Origin of the sequence: Pseudactinotalea suaedae (genome assembly GCF_009733815.1) — a bacterium.
In the GTDB taxonomy this organism is placed as follows: domain Bacteria; phylum Actinomycetota; class Actinomycetes; order Actinomycetales; family Beutenbergiaceae; genus Pseudactinotalea; species Pseudactinotalea suaedae.
Window position 1 is genome coordinate 78,852 of sequence record NZ_WNXY01000010.1, and the last position, 18,229, is coordinate 97,080.

Genomic DNA, 18,229 nt, shown 5'->3' on the forward strand with positions numbered 1-18,229 from the left:
AGATGCGCGCTGATGCAGCGGTATCCACAGCAGGGGTCGGTGTTCCCGACGGACCTGGGCGCCTGGCGGGTGTGCTGGGGCATGCCTCGTCGACATGAGATCGCGCCACAGTTCTTGGCCGGCCCGTTCAGCACCGCAAAATTCGTCGAGCAGGGCTACTCGACGAAGATCCTGCGAGGTCAGCGGTTCCGCCGCGTGTACCCGCGCGTCTGGGTCGCCGCCGAGCACCCCATGACAGCGGCGGACACGATCGAGGCCGGCCGGCTGTGCATGCCGCCTCCCGCGCGGATGACCGACATCACCCGGATCCAGAGCCTCGGCCTGGTCCTGGGCTCGGTGACACCGCTGCACTTCGTGGTGGAGTCGGATCTGCACATCGACATCGCGGGCATCGTGCTGCACCGCACCGTCGCGATGCCTCCGACCGACGCGGTCGGGGTGACGCCGGCGGCCGCCTTCGTCGCGTTCTGCACGCATGCGAGCCTGATCGACGCGATCGCCGTCGGGGACTGGCTCCTTCACCGCGGCCACATGAGCAGGCACGAGCTGCACGAGCTGATCAGCGACCAACCCTGGCGTGCTGGCGCACGCGAGGTGAGGTACCTGTTCAACAAGCTGGTCCAACGCTCACGATCGATACCGGAGTGACAGGTGCGGATGCTGCTGCTGGCCGCCGGGATCGAGGGGCTGGAGGTGAACGCGCTGCTCGTCTCACCGGAGGGACGCCCGCTCGAGATCGACCTGCTCGCGCGTCGATGGAACTTGGCGATCGAGTACGAGGGCTCGCACCACCAGGAGGACCGCGGTCAATATCTGACGGACATCGAACGTCACGCCGCGCTGCGGGCGATGCACATGGAGTACACGCTGATCACCAAGGAGCATCTCCGCGACGCACAGGGACTGGTGCGCAGCGTCCACCGCCGGCTCCTGACCCTGGGCTACGACGGCGGCGAGCCCAGGTTCGGCGCCCGCTGGCGACGACTCTTCCGACCGGTGCGGGATCTCGTTCGCCGCACGAGCCGCGGCGGCACACCGCCCGCACGCCGCCAGAAACGGTGAGCTCGCACCCCACCCCACGGCGAGGAGCGGTGAGCCAGGGCCCACCGCGAGCCGCAGCGTGGGCCTTAACTCACCGCCACCGCAGGACCGTGGGCCCTAACCCACCGCCACCGCAGGGACGTGGGCACTAACTCACCGCCGCCTGCGGGCGGCTCGCGAGGGTGGGATCAGAGGGTGCCGGTGGGGGTTCCGAACGGGTCGCCATCCTCGACGGGAGCGTCCTCGACCGGGGTTTCGGTCGGCTCGCCGCGGCGCTCGACGCCGAGGGTCGCCTGGGTCAGCAGCGCCGCAACGGCACCGACCGCCACGAGCACCGGTGCGACGGCCGCGGTGATGGCGGTGATGGCCACCCCGGCGGTCAGCGGGATCTCCAGCACGCTGTCGCCGTCGCTGTTCTTGATGATCACCCGGCGGACGTTGCCCTCCCGGATCAGCTGCTTCACCTTCTCCAGTAGCTCCGACCCGGAGACGGTGATCTCCTCGTACCAGGTCTTGCCCTCGTCGTGCTCGGTCATGCTTGCGCTCCTTCACCGGACTCGCCTGCGGCCGTCGAGCCGCGCCTCCAGCGAGAACCTGTGCTCACCACTGTGCCGCACGGTCCGGGCACCGGCCACCCCGCCAACCCCCGCCCCCAGCCCGGGTCCGCCCCCGGGGTGCACGGGACCTAAGGTGCAGGCATGAGTGAGGAGCGTCAGTACCGACCACCCGCCAGCGAGTGGGTCCGCGACCAGGTGAAGACGATCGAGGCCACCGGCGACACCACGGGTGTGCTGGTGCAGGGTCGACCGGTCGTCGTCGTCGAGATCCTCGGCGCGCGGTCCGGGCTGTGGCGCAAGGTCCCGCTGATGCGGGTGGAGCACGACGGCGTGTACGTCGCCGTCGCGAGCAAGGGTGGGGCGCCGGAGCACCCGGCGTGGTTCCACAGCCTCACGGTGAACCCGGACGTCACCATCCAGGACGGCACCGAGTTCCACGAGGCACGTGCGCGCCTGGTCACCGGTGCGGAGCGTGCGGAGTGGTGGCCGCGCTGCGTCGAGGCCTTCCCGTCCTACGCCAGCTACCAGTCCAAGACCGAGCGCGAGATCCCGGTCTTCCTGCTCGAACCCCGGTGATGCGCCTGCTCCTGGCCTCCTCCTCGCCGGCGCGTGCTGCCACGCTGCGCGCCGCGGGTATCGAGCCGCTGCTGCAGCCAGCCGATCTCGACGAGGACGCGCTGCTGCGCGACGCTGCCGCAGCAAGCGGTTCGCTGACCGTGACCGACGCCGTGCTGCTGCTCGCCCGTGCCAAGGCCGAGGCCGTGGCGGCGACCGCCGCCGGCCGGAGCGCCGACGTCCTGGTGGGCTGCGACTCCCTGCTCGATCTCGACGGCGACCCGATGGGCAAGCCCGGGACGGCGGACCGCGCCCGCGCGCGGTGGCTGCGGATGCGTGGGCGGTCTGGGGTGCTGCGCACCGGGCACTGGGTGCGCACGCGCGACGGGCGCACCGCCGGCGCGGTCTCCGCCACCACCGTGCACTTCGCCGACGTCACGCCCGAGGAGATCGACGCCTACGTCGCGACCGGCGAGCCCCTGCAGGTCGCCGGCGCGTTCACGCTCGACGGTCTGGGTGGTGCGTTCGTCACCGGTGTGGACGGCGACCCGCACGGAGTCGTCGGGATCAGCCTCCCGCTGCTGCGGGAGCTGCTGATCACGCTCGGCGTGCGGTGGACCGACCTCTGGCACCCGGTCCGGCCTTGACCCTCTCATTGTCCGCCATCGACAATCTGGCCGGCAGACGGCCCTGAACCTACGGCACCGTTTGTGTGGTTCGCACAATTCGCGGCACCTAGCGTTGCCTCCCCTCACAGACTTCCTCCAGGCGGTGCGGCGTGGCACTGCGGTCCCTGAGACGGGTACTAGCGTGGGCCGACAGACCTCGCGGCGTCGCGCGCCCGGGCAGCCGCCCACCGTGACCGCCTCCCGCCGTGAACCCGACCCGACCGGCCCGCTGGACTGACTGGAGCAACTGGATGACGAGCACGATCCCTCCGGCACGGCCGTTGCGGAAGGTGCTCATCGCCAACCGGGGCGAGATCGCGATCAGGGTCGCCCGCGCGTGCCGCGACGCCGGCATCGCCTCGGTGGGTGTCTATGCCGACCCGGACCGCACCGCGCAGCACGTGGCGCTCGTCGACGAGGCCTACGCCCTCGGCGGTGCGCGCGCCGCCGACACCTATCTCGACGCCGCGAAGATCCTCGACATCGCGCGCCGCTCCGGAGCCGACTCGATCCACCCCGGCTACGGCTTCCTGTCGGAGAACGCCGCGTTCGCCCAGTCCGTGATCGAGGCCGGCCTGGTCTGGATCGGTCCGCCACCGGCCGCGATCGACGCTCTCGGCGACAAGGTCAGCGCCCGCCACATCGCCCAGCGCGCCGGCGCGCCGCTGGTCGCCGGCACCCCCGAGCCGGTCGCGGACGCCTCCGAGGTGGAGGCATTCGCGGCCGATCACGGCCTGCCGATCGCGATCAAGGCAGCGTTCGGAGGCGGCGGCCGCGGCCTCAAGGTCGCCCGCACCGTCGAGGAGATCCCCGAGCTGTACGCCTCCGCGGTCCGTGAGGCCACCGCAGCCTTCGGCCGCGGCGAGTGCTTCGTCGAGCGGTTCCTCGACCGCCCCCGGCACGTCGAGACCCAGTGCCTGGCCGACGCGCACGGCACCGTGGTGGTCGTCTCCACCCGCGACTGCACCCTCCAGCGCCGCCACCAGAAGCTCGTGGAGGAGGCGCCTGCGCCGTTCCTGACGCCCGAGCAGGATGCCGAGCTGCGCCGCGCCTCGATCGCCATCCTCACCGAGGCCGGCTACCAGGGTGCCGGGACCTGCGAGTTCCTTCTCGCCGTCGACGGCACCATCTCCTTCCTCGAGGTCAACACCCGGCTCCAGGTCGAGCACCCCGTGACCGAGGAGATCAGCGGCATCGACCTCGTGCGCGAGCAGCTACGGATCGCGGCCGGTGAGCCGCTGGGCTACGACGCGGTCGCCACCCGAGGTCACTCCATCGAGTTCCGCATCAACGGTGAGGACCCCTCGGCGAACTTCCTCCCGGCGCCCGGCACGATCGAGACGCTGCGCTGGCCCAGCGGTCCCGGAGTCCGTGTCGACTCGGGCGTGGTCGCGGGCGACACCGTCTCCGGCGCCTTCGACTCGATGCTCGCCAAGATCATCGTCACCGGCGCCACCCGCACCGAGGCGCTCCAGCGCGCCCGCCGCGCCCTCGCTGAGACCGAGGTCGCCGGGATGCCGACCGTGCTGCCGTTCCACCGCGCCGTCCTCGACGACCCGGCTTTCGCCGCCGACGACGCCGAGGCCTTCACGGTCTACACGACCTGGATCGAGTCGGAGCTCCTCGGACGGCTCGAGGTGCCCGCGGCCCGGCCGCCCGCACCCGCCGCCGACTCACCCGAGGAGCCGGAGATGGAGCGGGTCGTCGTCGAGGTGGGGGGCAAGCGGCTCGAGGTCGTGCTGCCTGCCGGTCTGGGGCTCGGGCTCGGCAAGCGCCGCCCGGCGAAGCGCCCCGTCCGCCGGTCCGCCGCGCGACTGGGTGCCCGCGCCACCGGCAACGCCCTCGCCTCCCCCATGCAGGGCACGATCGTCAAGGTTGCGGTCGCCGATGGTGACGTGATCGCTGAAGGTGATCTCGTCGTCGTGCTCGAGGCGATGAAGATGGAGCAGCCGCTGGTGGCCCATCGTGCCGGCAAGGTGCACGGCCTGGTCGCGACCGTGGGCCAGACCGTGAGCTCGGGCAGCGTGATCTGCCAGATCGACGAGGTCGACCAGGTCGATCAGGCCACCGCGTAGGTACCGCGGGCCGGACGCCCTTCCGTAGCGCTGCGCGCCGGGGCTAGGGTCGCGAGCGTGCCTCTGCCGACGACGGACCCCAGCCAGGTCGATCTCGACGCCCAGGGCGTCCTCGACTTCCTCGACGCCGCCGCGCACCTCGACCTCCACAGCATCGCGATCGCGCGTGGCGGCCGCGCGGTCGTGCGCGGCTGGTGGGTGCCCTATGCCCCCGAGCGCCGGCACCTGCTCTACTCGGTGTCCAAGAGCGTGACGGCGACGACGGTCGCCACGCTCGCGGCCGAGGGTCTCCTCGGTCTCGACGACCCGGTCCTGACGCACCTCCCGCCGGCCGCCCTCGCGGGCGTGCCCGAGATCGCCGACGTCTGGCACCGCGTCACCGTGCGGCACTGCCTGACGATGACCGTGGGGCACACCGCCGAGGCCTGGTCGGCTCCCCTCCGCGACGCCGACGAGCCGCTCCACGCCATCCTCGCGAGCCCTCCGGATGCCGGGCCTGGCACCGTGTTCGCCTACAACCAGGTGGCCACGTACCTGCTCTCGCGCGCGGCCGAGCACCGCGGCGGGGCCCCGCTCGACGTGCTCGCCCGCGAGCGCGTGCTCGCCCCGCTGGGCGCCTCGGACCTGGTGTGGGAGACCGACCGTGCGGGGCACCCGTGGGGATTCAGCGGCGCCCGGATGCGCACCGACGACCTGCTCTCCCTCACCCAGCTGTGGCTCGACGGCGGCCGGTCCGGGGATCGTCAGGTGGTGCCGGCCGCGTGGGTCGAGGAGGCCAGCGCCCCGTACCTGCCGGTCGAGGCGGACGAGGACTCGGACTGGGCGCAGGGATACGGTCAGAGCTTCTGGAACGCCCGGCACGGCTATCGCGCGGACGGCGCGTACGGCCAGTACGGGATCGTGCTTCCCGAGCACGGGCTCGCGGTCGCGATCACCTCCGAGATCAGCGAGATGCAGGAGGTCCTGGACCTTCTCTGGCAGCACCTGCTGCCCGCCGTCGGCCGCGCCGGTGCTCCGGGAGCGGACGAGCGGCTCCGCACCCGGCTCGCCGCGCTGAGCATCCCGCCGCTGGGCGTCACCGCCGACGCGCCCCAGCCGCGCGGCAGCCTCGCGATCGACCCCGCCTCCGACGTCACCGGTGTGCACGGCGTGCAGATCGACGCGGACGGCGCCACGCTCACACTGGTCCGAGACGGCGAACCGATCCAGGTCGAGGTGGGCGACGGCACCTGGCTCACCGCCACCCCCACCGTGGACGGGCGCAGCCTGCCGGTCGCCGCCAGCGGGGGCTGGACCGAGAGCGGCTATGTCGCCGAGATCCGCATGGTCGAGACCCCGCACTCGTTCCGGGTGGCGACCGGGCCATCGGGTGCGCTGCTGAGCTGGCGGCTGGCACCGCTGGGAGGCGGCGACCCGCTGGTGTGCGCGACCCCGTGAGCCTCCCCCACCCGGACCGAGCACCGTGACCGAGAGCGCTGACGGCTGGGTGGAGTGCCGGTGCGGCGCGCGCCACTGGGGCCGCAGCGGCGCAGCGGGTCTGCTGCTGACCGACGGCGCGCGCGTGGTGCTGCAGCACCGTGCGGAGTGGAGCCACCAGGGCGGGACGTGGGGGCTGCCGGGCGGCGCGCTGCACGCCGAGGAGACCGCGGTGGCCGGAGCGCTGCGCGAGGCGGCCGAGGAGGCCGGCATCGACGCCGGCCGGGTGCGTCCGGTCGCTACCTCGGTGCTCAGCCACCCCGACTGGAGCTACACCACGGTGCTCGCGCGCACCGATCCTGGGCTGCACGTCGAGGCCACCGACGCCGAGAGCCTGGAGATCCGCTGGGTGCCGATGGCCGACGTCGCCGACCGCCGGCTGCTGCCCGCGTTCGGCGACGCCTGGCCGGACCTGCGGGCGATGCTCGACGTCGACCTGCAGGTCGTGGTCGACGCCGCCAACGTGGTCGGCAGCCGCCCGGACGGCTGGTGGCGCGACCGCCGCGGCGCCGCCGAACGGCTCCTCGGCAGCCTCGAGACCCTCGCGGCGACCGGCGTCCCTGCCGCCTTCGCAGGCCTGCCAGGTGAGCGGTGGTGGCCTGCCTGGCACGTCGTGGTCGAGGGCGCCGCCCGCGGTGCCGAGACCAGCGGCACCGGCCGCTCCGCCGTCGAGGTGGTTCGTGCCTCCGGCTCGGGCGACGACACGATCGTCGAGGTGACGACCGGCCTGGTCCAGGGCGGTGCCCGCGCGATCGTCGTCACCGCCGACCGCGAGCTGGCGGTGCGGTGCGGGACGGCGGGAGCGACCGTCGTCGGCCCGGGGAGCCTGCTCGCTCTGGTCGCGCCGCCCAGCCCGGGTGCGCCCAGCCCGCTCGCGTAGGCTTCGCGCCATGGCAGCGCAGAACTCCGACCGACGGGCCTGGGGAGTCGGGCTCGCCACCTCCACCCATGACGGCCGCGTGCTCGACACCTGGTACCCGCGGCTCGGCCTGGGCGCGGCGCCGGACGACGTCCGCGGCCCCTACGGCACCCCGGCCGACCTGGCCGCGCTCGCGACCGAGTCGCCCGCGCGCCGCACCCGGTCGGTGGTCGTGCACGCCGAGATCGACCTCGACGCCGCCCCGGCGGACGCCTCCGACGCCTACCTGCGGCTCCACCTGCTCTCGCACCGCCTCGTCCTGCCCAACTCGGTCAACCTCGACGGGCTGTTCGGGGTGCTGCAGAACGTCGTGTGGACCTCGGAAGGGCCGTGCGCACCGGAGGACTTCGAGGAGGTCCGGCTCGCGCTGCTGGCCGGCTCGCACGGTCGACCGGTCACCGTGCACGGCGTCGACAAGTTCCCCCGCATGACCGACTACGTGGTCCCTGCCGGCGTGCGCATCGCCGACGCCGACCGGGTCCGCCTCGGCGCCTACCTCGCCGAGGGCACGACCGTCATGCACGAGGGCTTCGTCAACTTCAACGCCGGCACGCTGGGCTCCTCCATGGTCGAGGGGCGGATCAGCCAGGGTGTCGTGGTCGGCGCGGGCAGCGACATCGGCGGCGGCGCCTCGATCATGGGCACCTTGTCCGGCGGCGGCTCGCACCGGGTCTCGATCGGCACCGGTTGCCTGCTGGGCGCCAATTCCGGCATCGGCATCTCGCTGGGTGACGACTGCGTGATCGAGGCCGGCCTGTACGTGACCGCCGGGACCAAGGTGACGATCCGCACCTCCGCCGCGCCGCACCCCCAGATCGTCAGCGCCCGCGAGCTGTCCGGCGTCGACAACCTGCTGTTCCGCCGCAACTCGACCACCGGCGTGGTCGAGGCCATCGAGCGCAGCGGCTCCGGCGTCACGCTGAACGCGGCCCTGCACGCCCAGTGAGCGCACGCCGCGGTCGCCGCTTTCTCGGGGCGCTGGTGGGACTGACGTTGCTGCTGGCGGTGGCCGTCGGCGGCGTGGTGCTGCTGCTGCGCACCATCGACGTGCGAGGGCCGCTGGTCTCGCAGTGCACCGCGAGCGCCGACGGCGGCTCCGCGACCCTGTCCCCCGAGCAGGCGGCCAACGCTGCGCTGATCGCCGTGATCGCCGTCGAGCGCGGGTTGCCGGCCCGGGCGGCGACCATCGGCATCGCGACCGCGATGCAGGAGTCCCGGCTGGAGAACATCGACTACGGCGACCGCGACTCGATCGGGCTGTTCCAGCAGCGTCCTTCGCAGGGGTGGGGGACGATCGAGGAGATCATGGACCCGGTCTACTCGACCAACATTTTCTACGACGCGCTGGTGCAGGTCGAGGGGTATGAGGACATGGAGATCACGGACGCCGCGCAGGCTGTCCAGCGGTCCGGGTTCCCAGAGGCCTATGCCCAGCACGAGCAGATGGCGCGGCTGTTCGCCTCGGCGCTGACGGGCTGGTCGGAGGCCTCGCTGACCTGCCGACTGACCGCCGAGGACCCGACGGCGAGCTACGCCGTCGTCGATCTCCTCGCCCGCGACCTCGGCACCGCGACGGCCGAGCCCTCGGGCGACCTCACCCACCTCCGCCTCGACGGCGACCCGGGCCGTTCCGCCTGGGTGCTCGCCCACTGGGCCGTGGCGACGGCGGAGCTCACCGGGGTCCAAGAGGTCACGATCGGGGACCTCACCTGGTCACGCACCGACGGCAGCGACGCCGCCTGGGCGACGGCCGAGACCGCCGCTCCCGCAGGCACCGTCACCGTCCGCTGACCACCGACCGCTTTCAACACGATCTCGTCCACGGACAGGTTTCAACACGATTTCGTCCACGGACAGGTTTCAACACGATTCCGTTCGTGCACGGAATCGTGTTGAAAGCTGGGGTGAGGCGGCTCAGCGCTGCTCGAGCGGCACGTACTGGCGCTCGGGCTCACCGGTGTAGACCTGGCGCGGGCGGCCGATCTTGGTGGAGGGATCGGTGATCATCTCGCGGTACTGCGCGATCCAGCCGGGGAGCCGGCCGAGCGCGAACAGCGGTGTGAACATCTGCGTCGGGAAGCCGATCGCCTTGTAGAGCAGCCCGGTGTAGAAGTCGACGTTCGGGTAGAGCTTGCGCTCCACGAAGTAGTCGTCGGACAGCGCGATCTCCTCGAGGCGCATCGCGATGTCGAGCATCGGGTCCGACTTGCCGAGCTTCTCGAGGATCGTGTGCGCGTACTTCTTGACGATCGCCGCACGCGGGTCGTAGTTCTTGTAGACGCGGTGGCCGAACCCCATCAGGCGGACGCCGGCCTCCTTGTTCTTGACCTTGGTCATGAACGTGTCGACGTCGTCGTCGGAGCCGTGGATCTCGTCGAGCATCTTGAGCACGGCCTCGTTGGCGCCGCCGTGCGAGGGGCCGGAGAGGGCTCCGATGCCGGCGGAGACCGACGCGAACAGGTTCGCCTGCGCCGACCCGACGATCCGCACGGTCGAGGTCGAGCAGTTCTGCTCGTGGTCGGCGTGCAGGATCAGCAGCATGTCGAGGGCGTCGACGATGTCCTGGTCCGGCGTGTGGTCCTGGTACGGCAGCCCGAACGTCATCTTGAGGAAGTCCTCGACGTACCCCATGTTGCTGTCGGGGTAGAGCTGCGGCATGCCCTTGGAGCGCTTCGCGATGTTCGCGATCATCGTCGGCATCTTCGCCAGCAGCAGCACCGCGGCGAGGTCGAGCTGCTCGGCGTCGAACGGGTCGAGGGTGTGCTCGTAGTAGGTCGCGAGGCCCGCGATGCCCGCCTGCAGCACCGACATCGGGTGCGCGCTCAGCGGGAACGCCGTGAAGAACTTCTGGAAGTTCTCGTGCAGCAGCGAGTGCTTCTTGACCCGTGCGGCGAACGCGTCGAGCTCGCCGCCGGAGGGCAGCTCGCCGTAGATGAGCAGGTAGGCGACCTCGAGGAAGTTCGAGCCCTCGGCGAGCTGGTCGATCGGGTAGCCGCGGTACCGCAGGATCCCGGCGTCGCCGTCGATGTAGGTGATCTGCGACTCGCAGTTCGCCGTGTTCATGAAGCCCGGGTCGAGCGTGACGAGCCCGGTGTCTTTGAGGAGGTTCGGGATCAGCACGCCGTCGTTGCCCTCCACGGCTTCGACGCGGGGGAAGGAGAGCTCCTTCCCATCCACGCTGAACGTGGCAGGGCTAAGGGTGGCGTCCGACATCGGTGACCTTTCTGAACGTGGCGCAGATCAGCCTGGTGAGTCTATCTCGCCGTCACGGCGTCATCATCCGGCGGTCCACCCAGCCGCCGGTCCACGATCCGAGACGCTGACCCCTTGAAGGTTGTCATGGCTCCAGGTTGACCGTATCTTTGCTTCGTTGCGCGTGAGGCGGCCGATCCGTGCGCCGATCGCAGCGAGAGCTCCAGCGTGGCAGCGCTCGTCCCACAGCCCGTAGCAGGCGGGAAGACGAACGGCAGGACCACACATGGACCTCAGGCGAGCCACCCTCTACGACCCCTCCCTCGAGCACAGCGACTGCGGCGTCGGCTTCATCACGCGCAAGGACGGCCGCCCCTCCCACGACGTCATCAGCAAGGGCGACGAGGCGCTGTGCGCGATCCCCCACCGCGGTGGCCGGTCCTCGGAGGGCGTCGGCGACGGCGCGGGGGTCAGCGTGGACCTGTCGGTCGAGCTCTTCTCCGCCATCACGGGCCAGGCGCTGCAGGCCGGGCGTTTCGGTGTCGGCAACTTCTTCATGCCCACCGACGAGCAGGCCTGGCCGGCGGCTCGCCAGCTGGTCGACGACGTGCTCGCGACGGTGGGCGTCGAGGTGCTCGCCGTCCGCGACGTGCCGGTCGAGCGCAGCGTGCTGCGGCCGGCCGCGCTCGCCTACCAGCTGCCGATCGTGCAGTGGGTGTTCCGCGCCGCACCCGGTTGGGACCGCACCGACCTCGACCGAGCCACCAACGCCGCGCTGCTGCGCATCGAGTCGGCCGCCTTCGCCGACCCGGCGCTCGCCGGCCTCTACCCGCTCTCCCTCAGCGCCCGCACGCAGGTCCTCAAGGGGCGTCTGAACTCCGGTGAGGTGATCGCCTACTTCACCGACCTGACCGACGAGCGCCACTCCGTGCGCACGCTGTACTTCCACACGCGCTTCTCCACCAACACCGAGCCGCATCCGAGCATGGCGCAGCCGTTCCGCATGATGGCGCACAACGGCGAGCTCAACACCGACCGCAAGAACCGTCTCTCGGACGAGGCGCTCGCGAGCTCGCGCCACCGCAGCATCGTCCGGCCGCCCGGTCAGTCCGACTCCAGCCGCCTCGACCAGACCCTGCAGAGTCGAGTGTTCGACGACGGCCTGGGACTTCTCGAGGCGGTCGTCTCGTTGATGCCGCCCGCCTGGGAGAACGACCGCACGCTGCCCGCCAACGTGCGCGACATGCTCGAGTACTTCTCGCTGTACGAGGAGAAGAACGACGGCCCCGCAGCGGTGATCTTCAGCGACGGCGACATCGTCGGCGCGCGCCTGGACCGGCTCGGGCTGCGCCCGCTGCGCACGGTCGAGACCGACACCTACCTGATGGTCTCCTCCGAAGCGGGGCAGGTCGACTTCCCCGCCGAGGAGGTCACCGGCCGCGGCCGCATCGAGGCCGGCGGCATGCTCTACCTCGACCACCGCACCGGGATCATCCACCGCACCTCCGAGGCGCTGGCGGTGCTGGCCGCGCGCCGCGACTACGGCGCGCTGCTCACGCGCGCGCGGGTCAAGCTCGAGGACCTGGAGCTGCCGGGTCGCCTCGAGCGTGGCAGCACCACCCTGGGGTACGACGGCGACCTGCCGCTGCCTGCTCGGTATGTCGCCTACGCCCTCAACTCCGAGAGCTTCCGGTTCATGATGGACCCGATGCTCGCCTCGGGAGCCGAGCGCATCTCGGCGATGGGGTACGGGAACGCGATCAACGCGCTCTCCGACACCGAGGGCGGCATGGCGAAGTACTTCTCGCAGCGCTTCGCCCAGGTGACCAACCCCTCGCTCGACAGCATCCGCGAGGCCGACGGGATGAGCATGCACGTCGCGCTCGGCGCCAAGCCGGGCAGCGGCGCCGACATGACGCAGATCGTCGTGCCCTCGCCGATCCTGGGCCACCTGGAGATGCTGCGGCTGCGCGAGCAGCAGGTGACGCCGCTGCAGCGGTTCGACATGCTCTACACCCCGGCGCCGGGCGACGCCGAGGCGAACGCCGCGGCGATGCGCACGGCGCTGACCACGCTCTGTGACGAGCTCGAGCAGTTCGCGCTGTCCTCGGGAGGCATCGCCGTGGTCAGCGACCGCGCCATCTCGAGCACCCGCGCGCCGCTGCCGCTGCCGCTCGCCCTCGCCGCCGTGAACCGGCGCCTGATCGAGACCGGGCTGCGGCTGCGGGTCTCGGTGGTGGCCGAGAGCGGTCAGCTGCCTTCCTCCCACCACATCGCGGTGGCGCTGGGCTTCGGCGCGTCCGCGGTCTACAGCATCTCCGCGCGGCTGCGCGCCGAGCAGAAGTACCCGGCGCCGGCCGCTCCTGCCGAGACCGTCACCGAGACGGACCTCGCCGTCGAGAAGTACCGCAAGGCGGCCCTGAAGTCGCTCGCGAAGACCATGGGCCGGGTCGGCCTGTGCACGGTCGAGAGCTACATCGGCGGCGAGTTCTTCGAGCCCAACTACCTCGACACCCGTGACGAGGTGCTCGCCCAGTGCTTCCCGCACATGGACGCCCCCGTGGGCGGCGTCGGTTTCGAGCGCATCGCGGGTGCGGCGACCGCGTGGCACAGCCGCGCCCTGGAGGTCACCGAGGAGAGCCAGATCCCGCTGCTCGGCCTGTTCAAGGAGCGCGCCGAGGGGGCCGGCCACTCCTACGGGACGGTCGTGGTGCGCGGCTTCGGCGACATGACCGAGGAGCAGGTCAGCTTCGCGCCGCCGCAGACCGATCCCGCCCTCCGGCTGCAGACCCTCCACGGTCTCGGGGACGCGTTCGGGCTCACCGACGAGGCGTACACCTACGCCGGTTTCGACGCGCTCACCGACGCCGAGATCGACGCCTTCACGATCACGCCGGGCTACCGCGACTTCGTGTCGCAGACCCGCGCGGAGCGGGCGACCCGGCCCTCCGCGCTGCGTGACGTCCTCACGTTCCCGGCGGACGTCACCGGGCTGCGCACGGCGACCGAGTTCGCCACCGAGCTCGACCGGTTCGCGCTCGAGGGCAACGACAGCATCCTGGTGCGCGGTCTCGACATCGTGGAGACGCCGGACGCCGGAGGCGCGAGCGGGACCGACGCCGATGCGGCAGCGGTCACCCGGACCTTCCGGCTGCGGTTCACCGATGTCTCGGGACCGCAGCCCGCACGCTACGAGGCGCTGGTCGGCGCCCTGGAGAGCACCTACCCGCAGGACGTCCACGAGCACCACCTCGCCGGTGACGAGCTCGTGCTGACGGTCTCCGGCCGGACCGCGCGGTTCCTGCGGTTGCTGCGTCCCGCGCCCGCACCGGTCCCGCTCCCGCTGGTGCAGCCCGCGCACGAGATCACCCGCAGCCTCACCTCGGGGGCGATGAGCCACGGCGCCCTGGTCGCCACCGCCCACGAGGCGGTCGCGCACGGCACCAACATGGCCGGCGGGCTGTCGAACTGCGGTGAGGGCGGCGAGCACCTCTCGCGCTACGGCACGATCCGCGGCTCCCGCATCAAGCAGTTCGCCTCGGGGCGGTTCGGCATCTGGGCCGGCTACCTGGCCGACCCGATGCTGCAGGAGCTCGAGATCAAGATCGGTCAGGGCGCCAAGCCCGGCGAGGGCGGCCAGCTCCCCGCGCCGAAGGTGACCGTCGAGATCGCCGCGGCGCGCGGCGGCACGCCCGGCGTCGAGCTCGTCTCGCCGCCGCCGCACCACGACACCTACTCGATCGAGGACCTCGCCCAGCTGATCCACGACTGCAAGGCGGCGCGCGTCCGCGTGATCGTCAAGCTCGTCTCCTCCGAGGGGATCGGCACGATCGCCGTCGGGGTGGCCAAGGCCGGTGCGGACGTCATCAACGTCGCCGGCAACACCGGCGGCACCGGTGCGGCCCCGGTGACGAGCCTCAAGTACGCCGGCCGGTCCGCGGAGATCGGCGTGGCCGAGGTGCACCAGGCGCTCACCGCGAACGGGCTGCGCCAGAAGGTGACGCTGCGCTGCTCCGGCGCGCACCAGACCGGACGCGACGTGGTGATCTCGGCCCTGCTCGGCGCCGACAGCTTCGAGTTCGGCACCACCGCGCTGATGATGCTCAAGTGCGTGATGGCGAAGAACTGCAACATCAAGTGCCCCGCCGGCCTCACCACCAACCCTGAGGCGTTCGACGGCGACCCGCGCGCGCTCGCGCAGTTCCTGCTCAACATCGCCCACGACGTCCGCGAGCTGCTGGCCCGGCTGGGCCTGTCCTCGCTGCGCGAGGCGCGCGGCCGGGGTGACCTGCTGCAGCTGCTCGAGCACCCGGCTGCGGTCGGCAAGCTCGACGTGCGACGCATGCTTGCGGCCGTCCCCGAGAAGGTCGTGACCGACCCGGTCTACCTCGAGAAGGACTTCGCCACCGACGACGCTCTCATCGACCAGGTGCGGGCTGCGCTCGTGCTGGGCCGCCAGGAGCAGGTCAGCATCGACGCCGGGCAGCTGCGCAACTCCGACAAGACCGTCGGCGGGCAGCTGTCGATCGACGTCGAGCGGCTGCTCAACCACGAGCTGGAGCAGGACGTCCTCGCCGCGATGCCTGCCGTCGCGGCAGACGAGCGCGGCCGCAGCTACCTGCTCCCCGACTCGGTGCTGGTCACCACGACCGGCTCGGCCGGGCAGTCCTTCGGCGCGTTCTGCAACGACGGCATCTCGCTGACGCACATCGGCACGGCGAACGACGGCGTCGGGAAGTCGGCCTCGGGCGGCCAGATCACGGTCCGCACGCCGGGCGGGGGCAACCCCGGGCTGCCCGGCGGCAACGTGCTGATCGGCAACTTCGCGCTGTTCGGAGCGACCGGTGGCCGGCTCTTCGTCCAGGGCGAGGCCGGTGACAGGTTCGCCGTGCGGAACTCGGGGGCGACCGCCGTCGTCGAGGGTCTCGGCGAGTTCGGGTGCGAGTACATGACCAACGGCGCCGTGCTCAACCTCGGTGGTGCCGGCAAGGGGCTGGGCAACGGCATGAGCGGCGGGTTCGTCTACCAGTACGACCCGGCCGGCACGATCGCGGGCCGGGTGAGCGAGGACTCGCTGCTGGTGCTGCCCCTCATCGACTCCGAGCACGGGCCCTTCCACGAGCTCGCGGTCCGCACGATGCTGCAGTGGCACCTCGAGGCGACCGGTTCGCCGCTCGCCGAGCGGCTGCTCGAGGACTGGTCCACGGCGCGCGAGCACATGGTCGTCGGCATGCCACGCGCGCTCCTGCTGTACCAGGACGCCGACGCGATCGCCGCCCACAAGTCGCGCAAGGAGCTGCTGGAGGAGCTCAACACGGCGATCGCCGCCGACAAGCTGCGCGAGTTCAAGGAGCACTACCGCGACGGGACCCCGATCGCCGGTGGCCGGGTGCCGGTGATCGGCGGCACCGACGCCGGCGACATGTACGGCCTGCTCAGCTCCTACACGGTGCTGAGCGCGGCTCAGGAGATCGCGCTCGACCGCGTGGGCGGTGGCGCGGCGATCGACGACCCCCGGGTCGTCGAGACCGCACGCACCCTCGTGCTGACCGAGGACTTCTTCGTGATGCAGCGGCTCGTCAAGTACATCCGTGGGCACCTCGAGGTCTTCGAGGACCATGAGCTCGCGACGCTCGTCGCAGCCAAGCGGCTCGACGACTACCGGCGTTCGTTGCAGCTGCGCAACGTCCGCGGCATCGACGCGCCCGGCACGTACGGGTGGATCCTGTACCAGCAGAGCAAGAACAGCCGCCGCGCGCGTGCGGCCCGGTTCGACGAGATGCTCGCGACGGCGGCGCTCGACGACCTGGCCTCGCTCGCCGGTGCGCTCACCTCGAAGGTGGTGGCTCCATGACAGCCCTGTTCATCCCACCGGACGCACCGTTCAGCACCGCTCAGCAGAGCTGGCTCGGTGGCTTCTTGGCCGGGCTGGCCTCGGCCCACCGCGACGTCCCCGCCGGTCCGGCGCCCTCGCTCACGGTGACCGTGCTCTACGGCAGCCAGACCGGGAACTGCGAGCTGCTGGCCGAGGACCTCGCCGCGGCGTCGCGGGAACGCGGCGTGCTGGCGCAGGTGCGCCCGCTCGACTCGGCGACACCCGAGACGCTGGCCGAGACCGGGCATCTGCTGATCATCACCTCGACCTACGGCGAGGGCGACATGCCCGACAACGCCGAGCTGTTCTGGGATGCGCTGAACGACGAGAACGCGCCGCGGCTGGAGTCGCTGCAGTTCTCCGTGCTGGGCCTGGGCGACACCGGCTACGACAACTTCTGCGAGGCCGGGAAGCTCTTCGACATGCGGCTGGAGCAGCTCGGCGCGCAGCGGCTCGCTCCGCGCGTCGACTGCGACGTCTCCTACGAGGACGACGCCGCCGCGTGGATCGCGACCGCCGTCGACGCGCTGGCCAAGCAAGCCCCGGGAGGGGCGAGCGGACCGGCCGAGGGTGCGGCTGCGCCGTCGAGAACCCGCTCGAGGTGGAGCCGGAAGACGCCGTTCCCGGCCGCGCTGGTGGCGAACCGCGTGCTGTCCGGCCCGAGCAGCGCCAAGGAGATCCGGCACCTCGAGCTGGCGCTGGGCGACTCCGGGATCGAGTACGCCGCCGGTGACGCGCTGGCCGTGATGCCGCGCAACGACCCGGCTCTCGCGGAAGCGCTGGTCGCGCGGCTCGGGCACGACGCCGCGGCCGCGGTCGCCGGCACGAGCCTCGAGGACGCGCTGCTGCACGCCTGGGAGATCCGGACGCCGTCCAGAGACCTGATCGGTGCGCTCGCCGAGCGCAACCCCGACGGCGAGCTGGCCGCTCTCGTTCAGCGCGAGGACCGTGCGCCGCTCGAGAACTGGCTGTACGGCAAGGACACGCTGGACCTGCTCGACCTCAACCCGTCGCACTCCTTCGAGCTGGAGGAGCTGGCGCGGTTTTTCCGGCCGCTGCGGCACCGGGCCTACTCGATCTCCTCCAGCCCGCTCGCCAGCCCGGACCGGATCCACCTGACCGTGGCGTCGGTGCGCCACGGTGCCGACCGCGTGCGGGGTGGCGTGTGCTCGACGTTCCTCGCCGACCGCATCGGTGAGGGCGACGTCGCCGGCATCTTCCTGCAGCCCAACCAGGCGTTCCGGCTACCGGAGGAGGGCGACCGTCCGGTGATCATGATCGGTCCCGGGACCGGGGTGGCGCCGTTCCGGGCCTTCCTGCAGGAGCGCGCCGCGACGGGCGCTCGTGGCAAGAATTGGCTGTTCTTCGGGGACCAGCACCGCGGCAGCGACTTCATCTACTCCGACGAGCTCGAGGCGCACGCCTCCGCAGGGCTGCTGACCCGCCTCGACCTCGCGTTCTCACGCGACCAGGCGCAGAAGGTGTACGTGCAGACGCGCATGCGCGAGCAGGCCGCCGAGCTGTTCGCCTGGCTCGAGGAGGGCGCCTACCTCTACGTCTGCGGCGACGCCACCCGCATGGCGAAGGACGTCGACGCCGCCCTCCACGAGATCGTGGCGAGCCAGCTCGGCGCCGGCCCGGACGGGACCGACAGGTCTGAGCGTGCCGCCGAGTACGTCAACGACCTCAAGCGCGCCAAGCGCTACGTCCGCGACGTCTACTGACCCCCGGTTTCAACACGATTCCGTTCACGCCCGCAACCTCGGTTTCAACACGATTCCGTGCACCGGCGCCGCCCGGGGTGAGTGAACGGAATCGTGTTGAAACCGGAGAGCGGACGGAATCGTGTTGAAACCGGAGAGCGGACGGAA

13 protein-coding genes are annotated in these 18,229 nt (G+C 71.5%); 11 read left to right on the plus strand and 2 right to left on the minus strand.

What is annotated here, in order from left to right:
- The first annotated feature begins 12 nt into the window (after positions 1-12).
- Positions 13-648, plus strand: a complete 636-nt coding sequence (locus tag GPA04_RS16600; RefSeq protein WP_206674264.1) for a hypothetical protein — start codon at positions 13-15, stop codon at positions 646-648.
- 3 nt (positions 649-651) lie between these two features.
- On the plus strand, positions 652-1,062 hold the full coding sequence (locus GPA04_RS16605) for a hypothetical protein (protein ID WP_156225328.1): 411 nt from the start codon (positions 652-654) through the stop codon (positions 1,060-1,062).
- 167 nt (positions 1,063-1,229) lie between these two features.
- Here GPA04_RS16605 and GPA04_RS16610 read toward each other — a convergent pair whose 3' ends face one another.
- Entirely contained in the window at positions 1,230-1,577 is a 348-nt protein-coding gene (locus tag GPA04_RS16610; RefSeq protein WP_156225329.1) for a DUF4342 domain-containing protein, read from the minus strand.
- 162 nt (positions 1,578-1,739) lie between these two features.
- Here GPA04_RS16610 and GPA04_RS16615 point away from each other — a divergent pair, with 162 nt between their 5' ends.
- The 7 genes from GPA04_RS16615 (at position 1,740) to GPA04_RS16645 (ending at position 9,082) form a co-directional block, all read left to right on the plus strand.
- Positions 1,740-2,174 carry a nitroreductase family deazaflavin-dependent oxidoreductase gene (locus GPA04_RS16615; RefSeq protein WP_156225330.1) on the plus strand — a complete coding sequence of 145 codons (435 nt, stop codon included), beginning with the start codon at positions 1,740-1,742 and terminating at the stop codon, positions 2,172-2,174.
- A complete protein-coding gene (locus GPA04_RS16620; RefSeq protein WP_156225331.1) occupies positions 2,174-2,800 on the plus strand; it encodes a Maf family protein in 627 nt (208 codons plus the stop codon). The genes GPA04_RS16615 and GPA04_RS16620 overlap by 1 nt, the downstream gene beginning before the upstream one ends.
- A 272-nt stretch (positions 2,801-3,072) precedes the next feature.
- Entirely contained in the window at positions 3,073-4,896 is a 1,824-nt protein-coding gene (locus tag GPA04_RS16625) for an acetyl/propionyl/methylcrotonyl-CoA carboxylase subunit alpha (protein WP_156225332.1), read from the plus strand.
- A 57-nt stretch (positions 4,897-4,953) separates the two neighbouring features.
- Positions 4,954-6,333: a serine hydrolase domain-containing protein gene (locus GPA04_RS16630; RefSeq protein ID WP_162458649.1), complete on the plus strand. Its 1,380-nt coding sequence runs from the start codon at positions 4,954-4,956 to the stop codon at positions 6,331-6,333.
- 25 nt (positions 6,334-6,358) lie between these two features.
- A complete protein-coding gene (locus GPA04_RS16635; protein WP_156225334.1) occupies positions 6,359-7,252 on the plus strand; it encodes an NUDIX hydrolase in 894 nt (297 codons plus the stop codon).
- A gap of 10 nt (positions 7,253-7,262) precedes the next feature.
- Positions 7,263-8,237 (plus strand): 2,3,4,5-tetrahydropyridine-2,6-dicarboxylate N-succinyltransferase, encoded by a 975-nt coding sequence (gene dapD / locus GPA04_RS16640; RefSeq protein ID WP_156225335.1) that lies wholly within the window; start codon positions 7,263-7,265, stop codon positions 8,235-8,237.
- The gene (locus tag GPA04_RS16645; RefSeq protein ID WP_156225336.1) at positions 8,234-9,082 is read left to right on the plus strand and encodes a hypothetical protein; all 849 of its coding nucleotides are present in this window, start codon (positions 8,234-8,236) and stop codon (positions 9,080-9,082) included. The genes dapD and GPA04_RS16645 overlap by 4 nt, the downstream gene beginning before the upstream one ends.
- A 123-nt stretch (positions 9,083-9,205) precedes the next feature.
- Here GPA04_RS16645 and GPA04_RS16650 read toward each other — a convergent pair whose 3' ends face one another.
- A complete protein-coding gene (locus GPA04_RS16650) occupies positions 9,206-10,504 on the minus strand; it encodes a citrate synthase (protein WP_156225337.1) in 1,299 nt (432 codons plus the stop codon).
- 265 nt (positions 10,505-10,769) lie between these two features.
- Between GPA04_RS16650 and GPA04_RS16655 the strand changes: the two genes are divergently transcribed.
- Positions 10,770-16,337 (plus strand): glutamate synthase-related protein, encoded by a 5,568-nt coding sequence (locus GPA04_RS16655; protein ID WP_156225338.1) that lies wholly within the window; start codon positions 10,770-10,772, stop codon positions 16,335-16,337.
- Positions 16,334-18,082, plus strand: a complete 1,749-nt coding sequence (locus GPA04_RS16660) for a diflavin oxidoreductase (RefSeq protein WP_156225339.1) — start codon at positions 16,334-16,336, stop codon at positions 18,080-18,082. Before GPA04_RS16655 ends, GPA04_RS16660 begins: the two co-directional genes overlap by 4 nt.
- Positions 18,083-18,229: the final 147 nt, after the last annotated feature.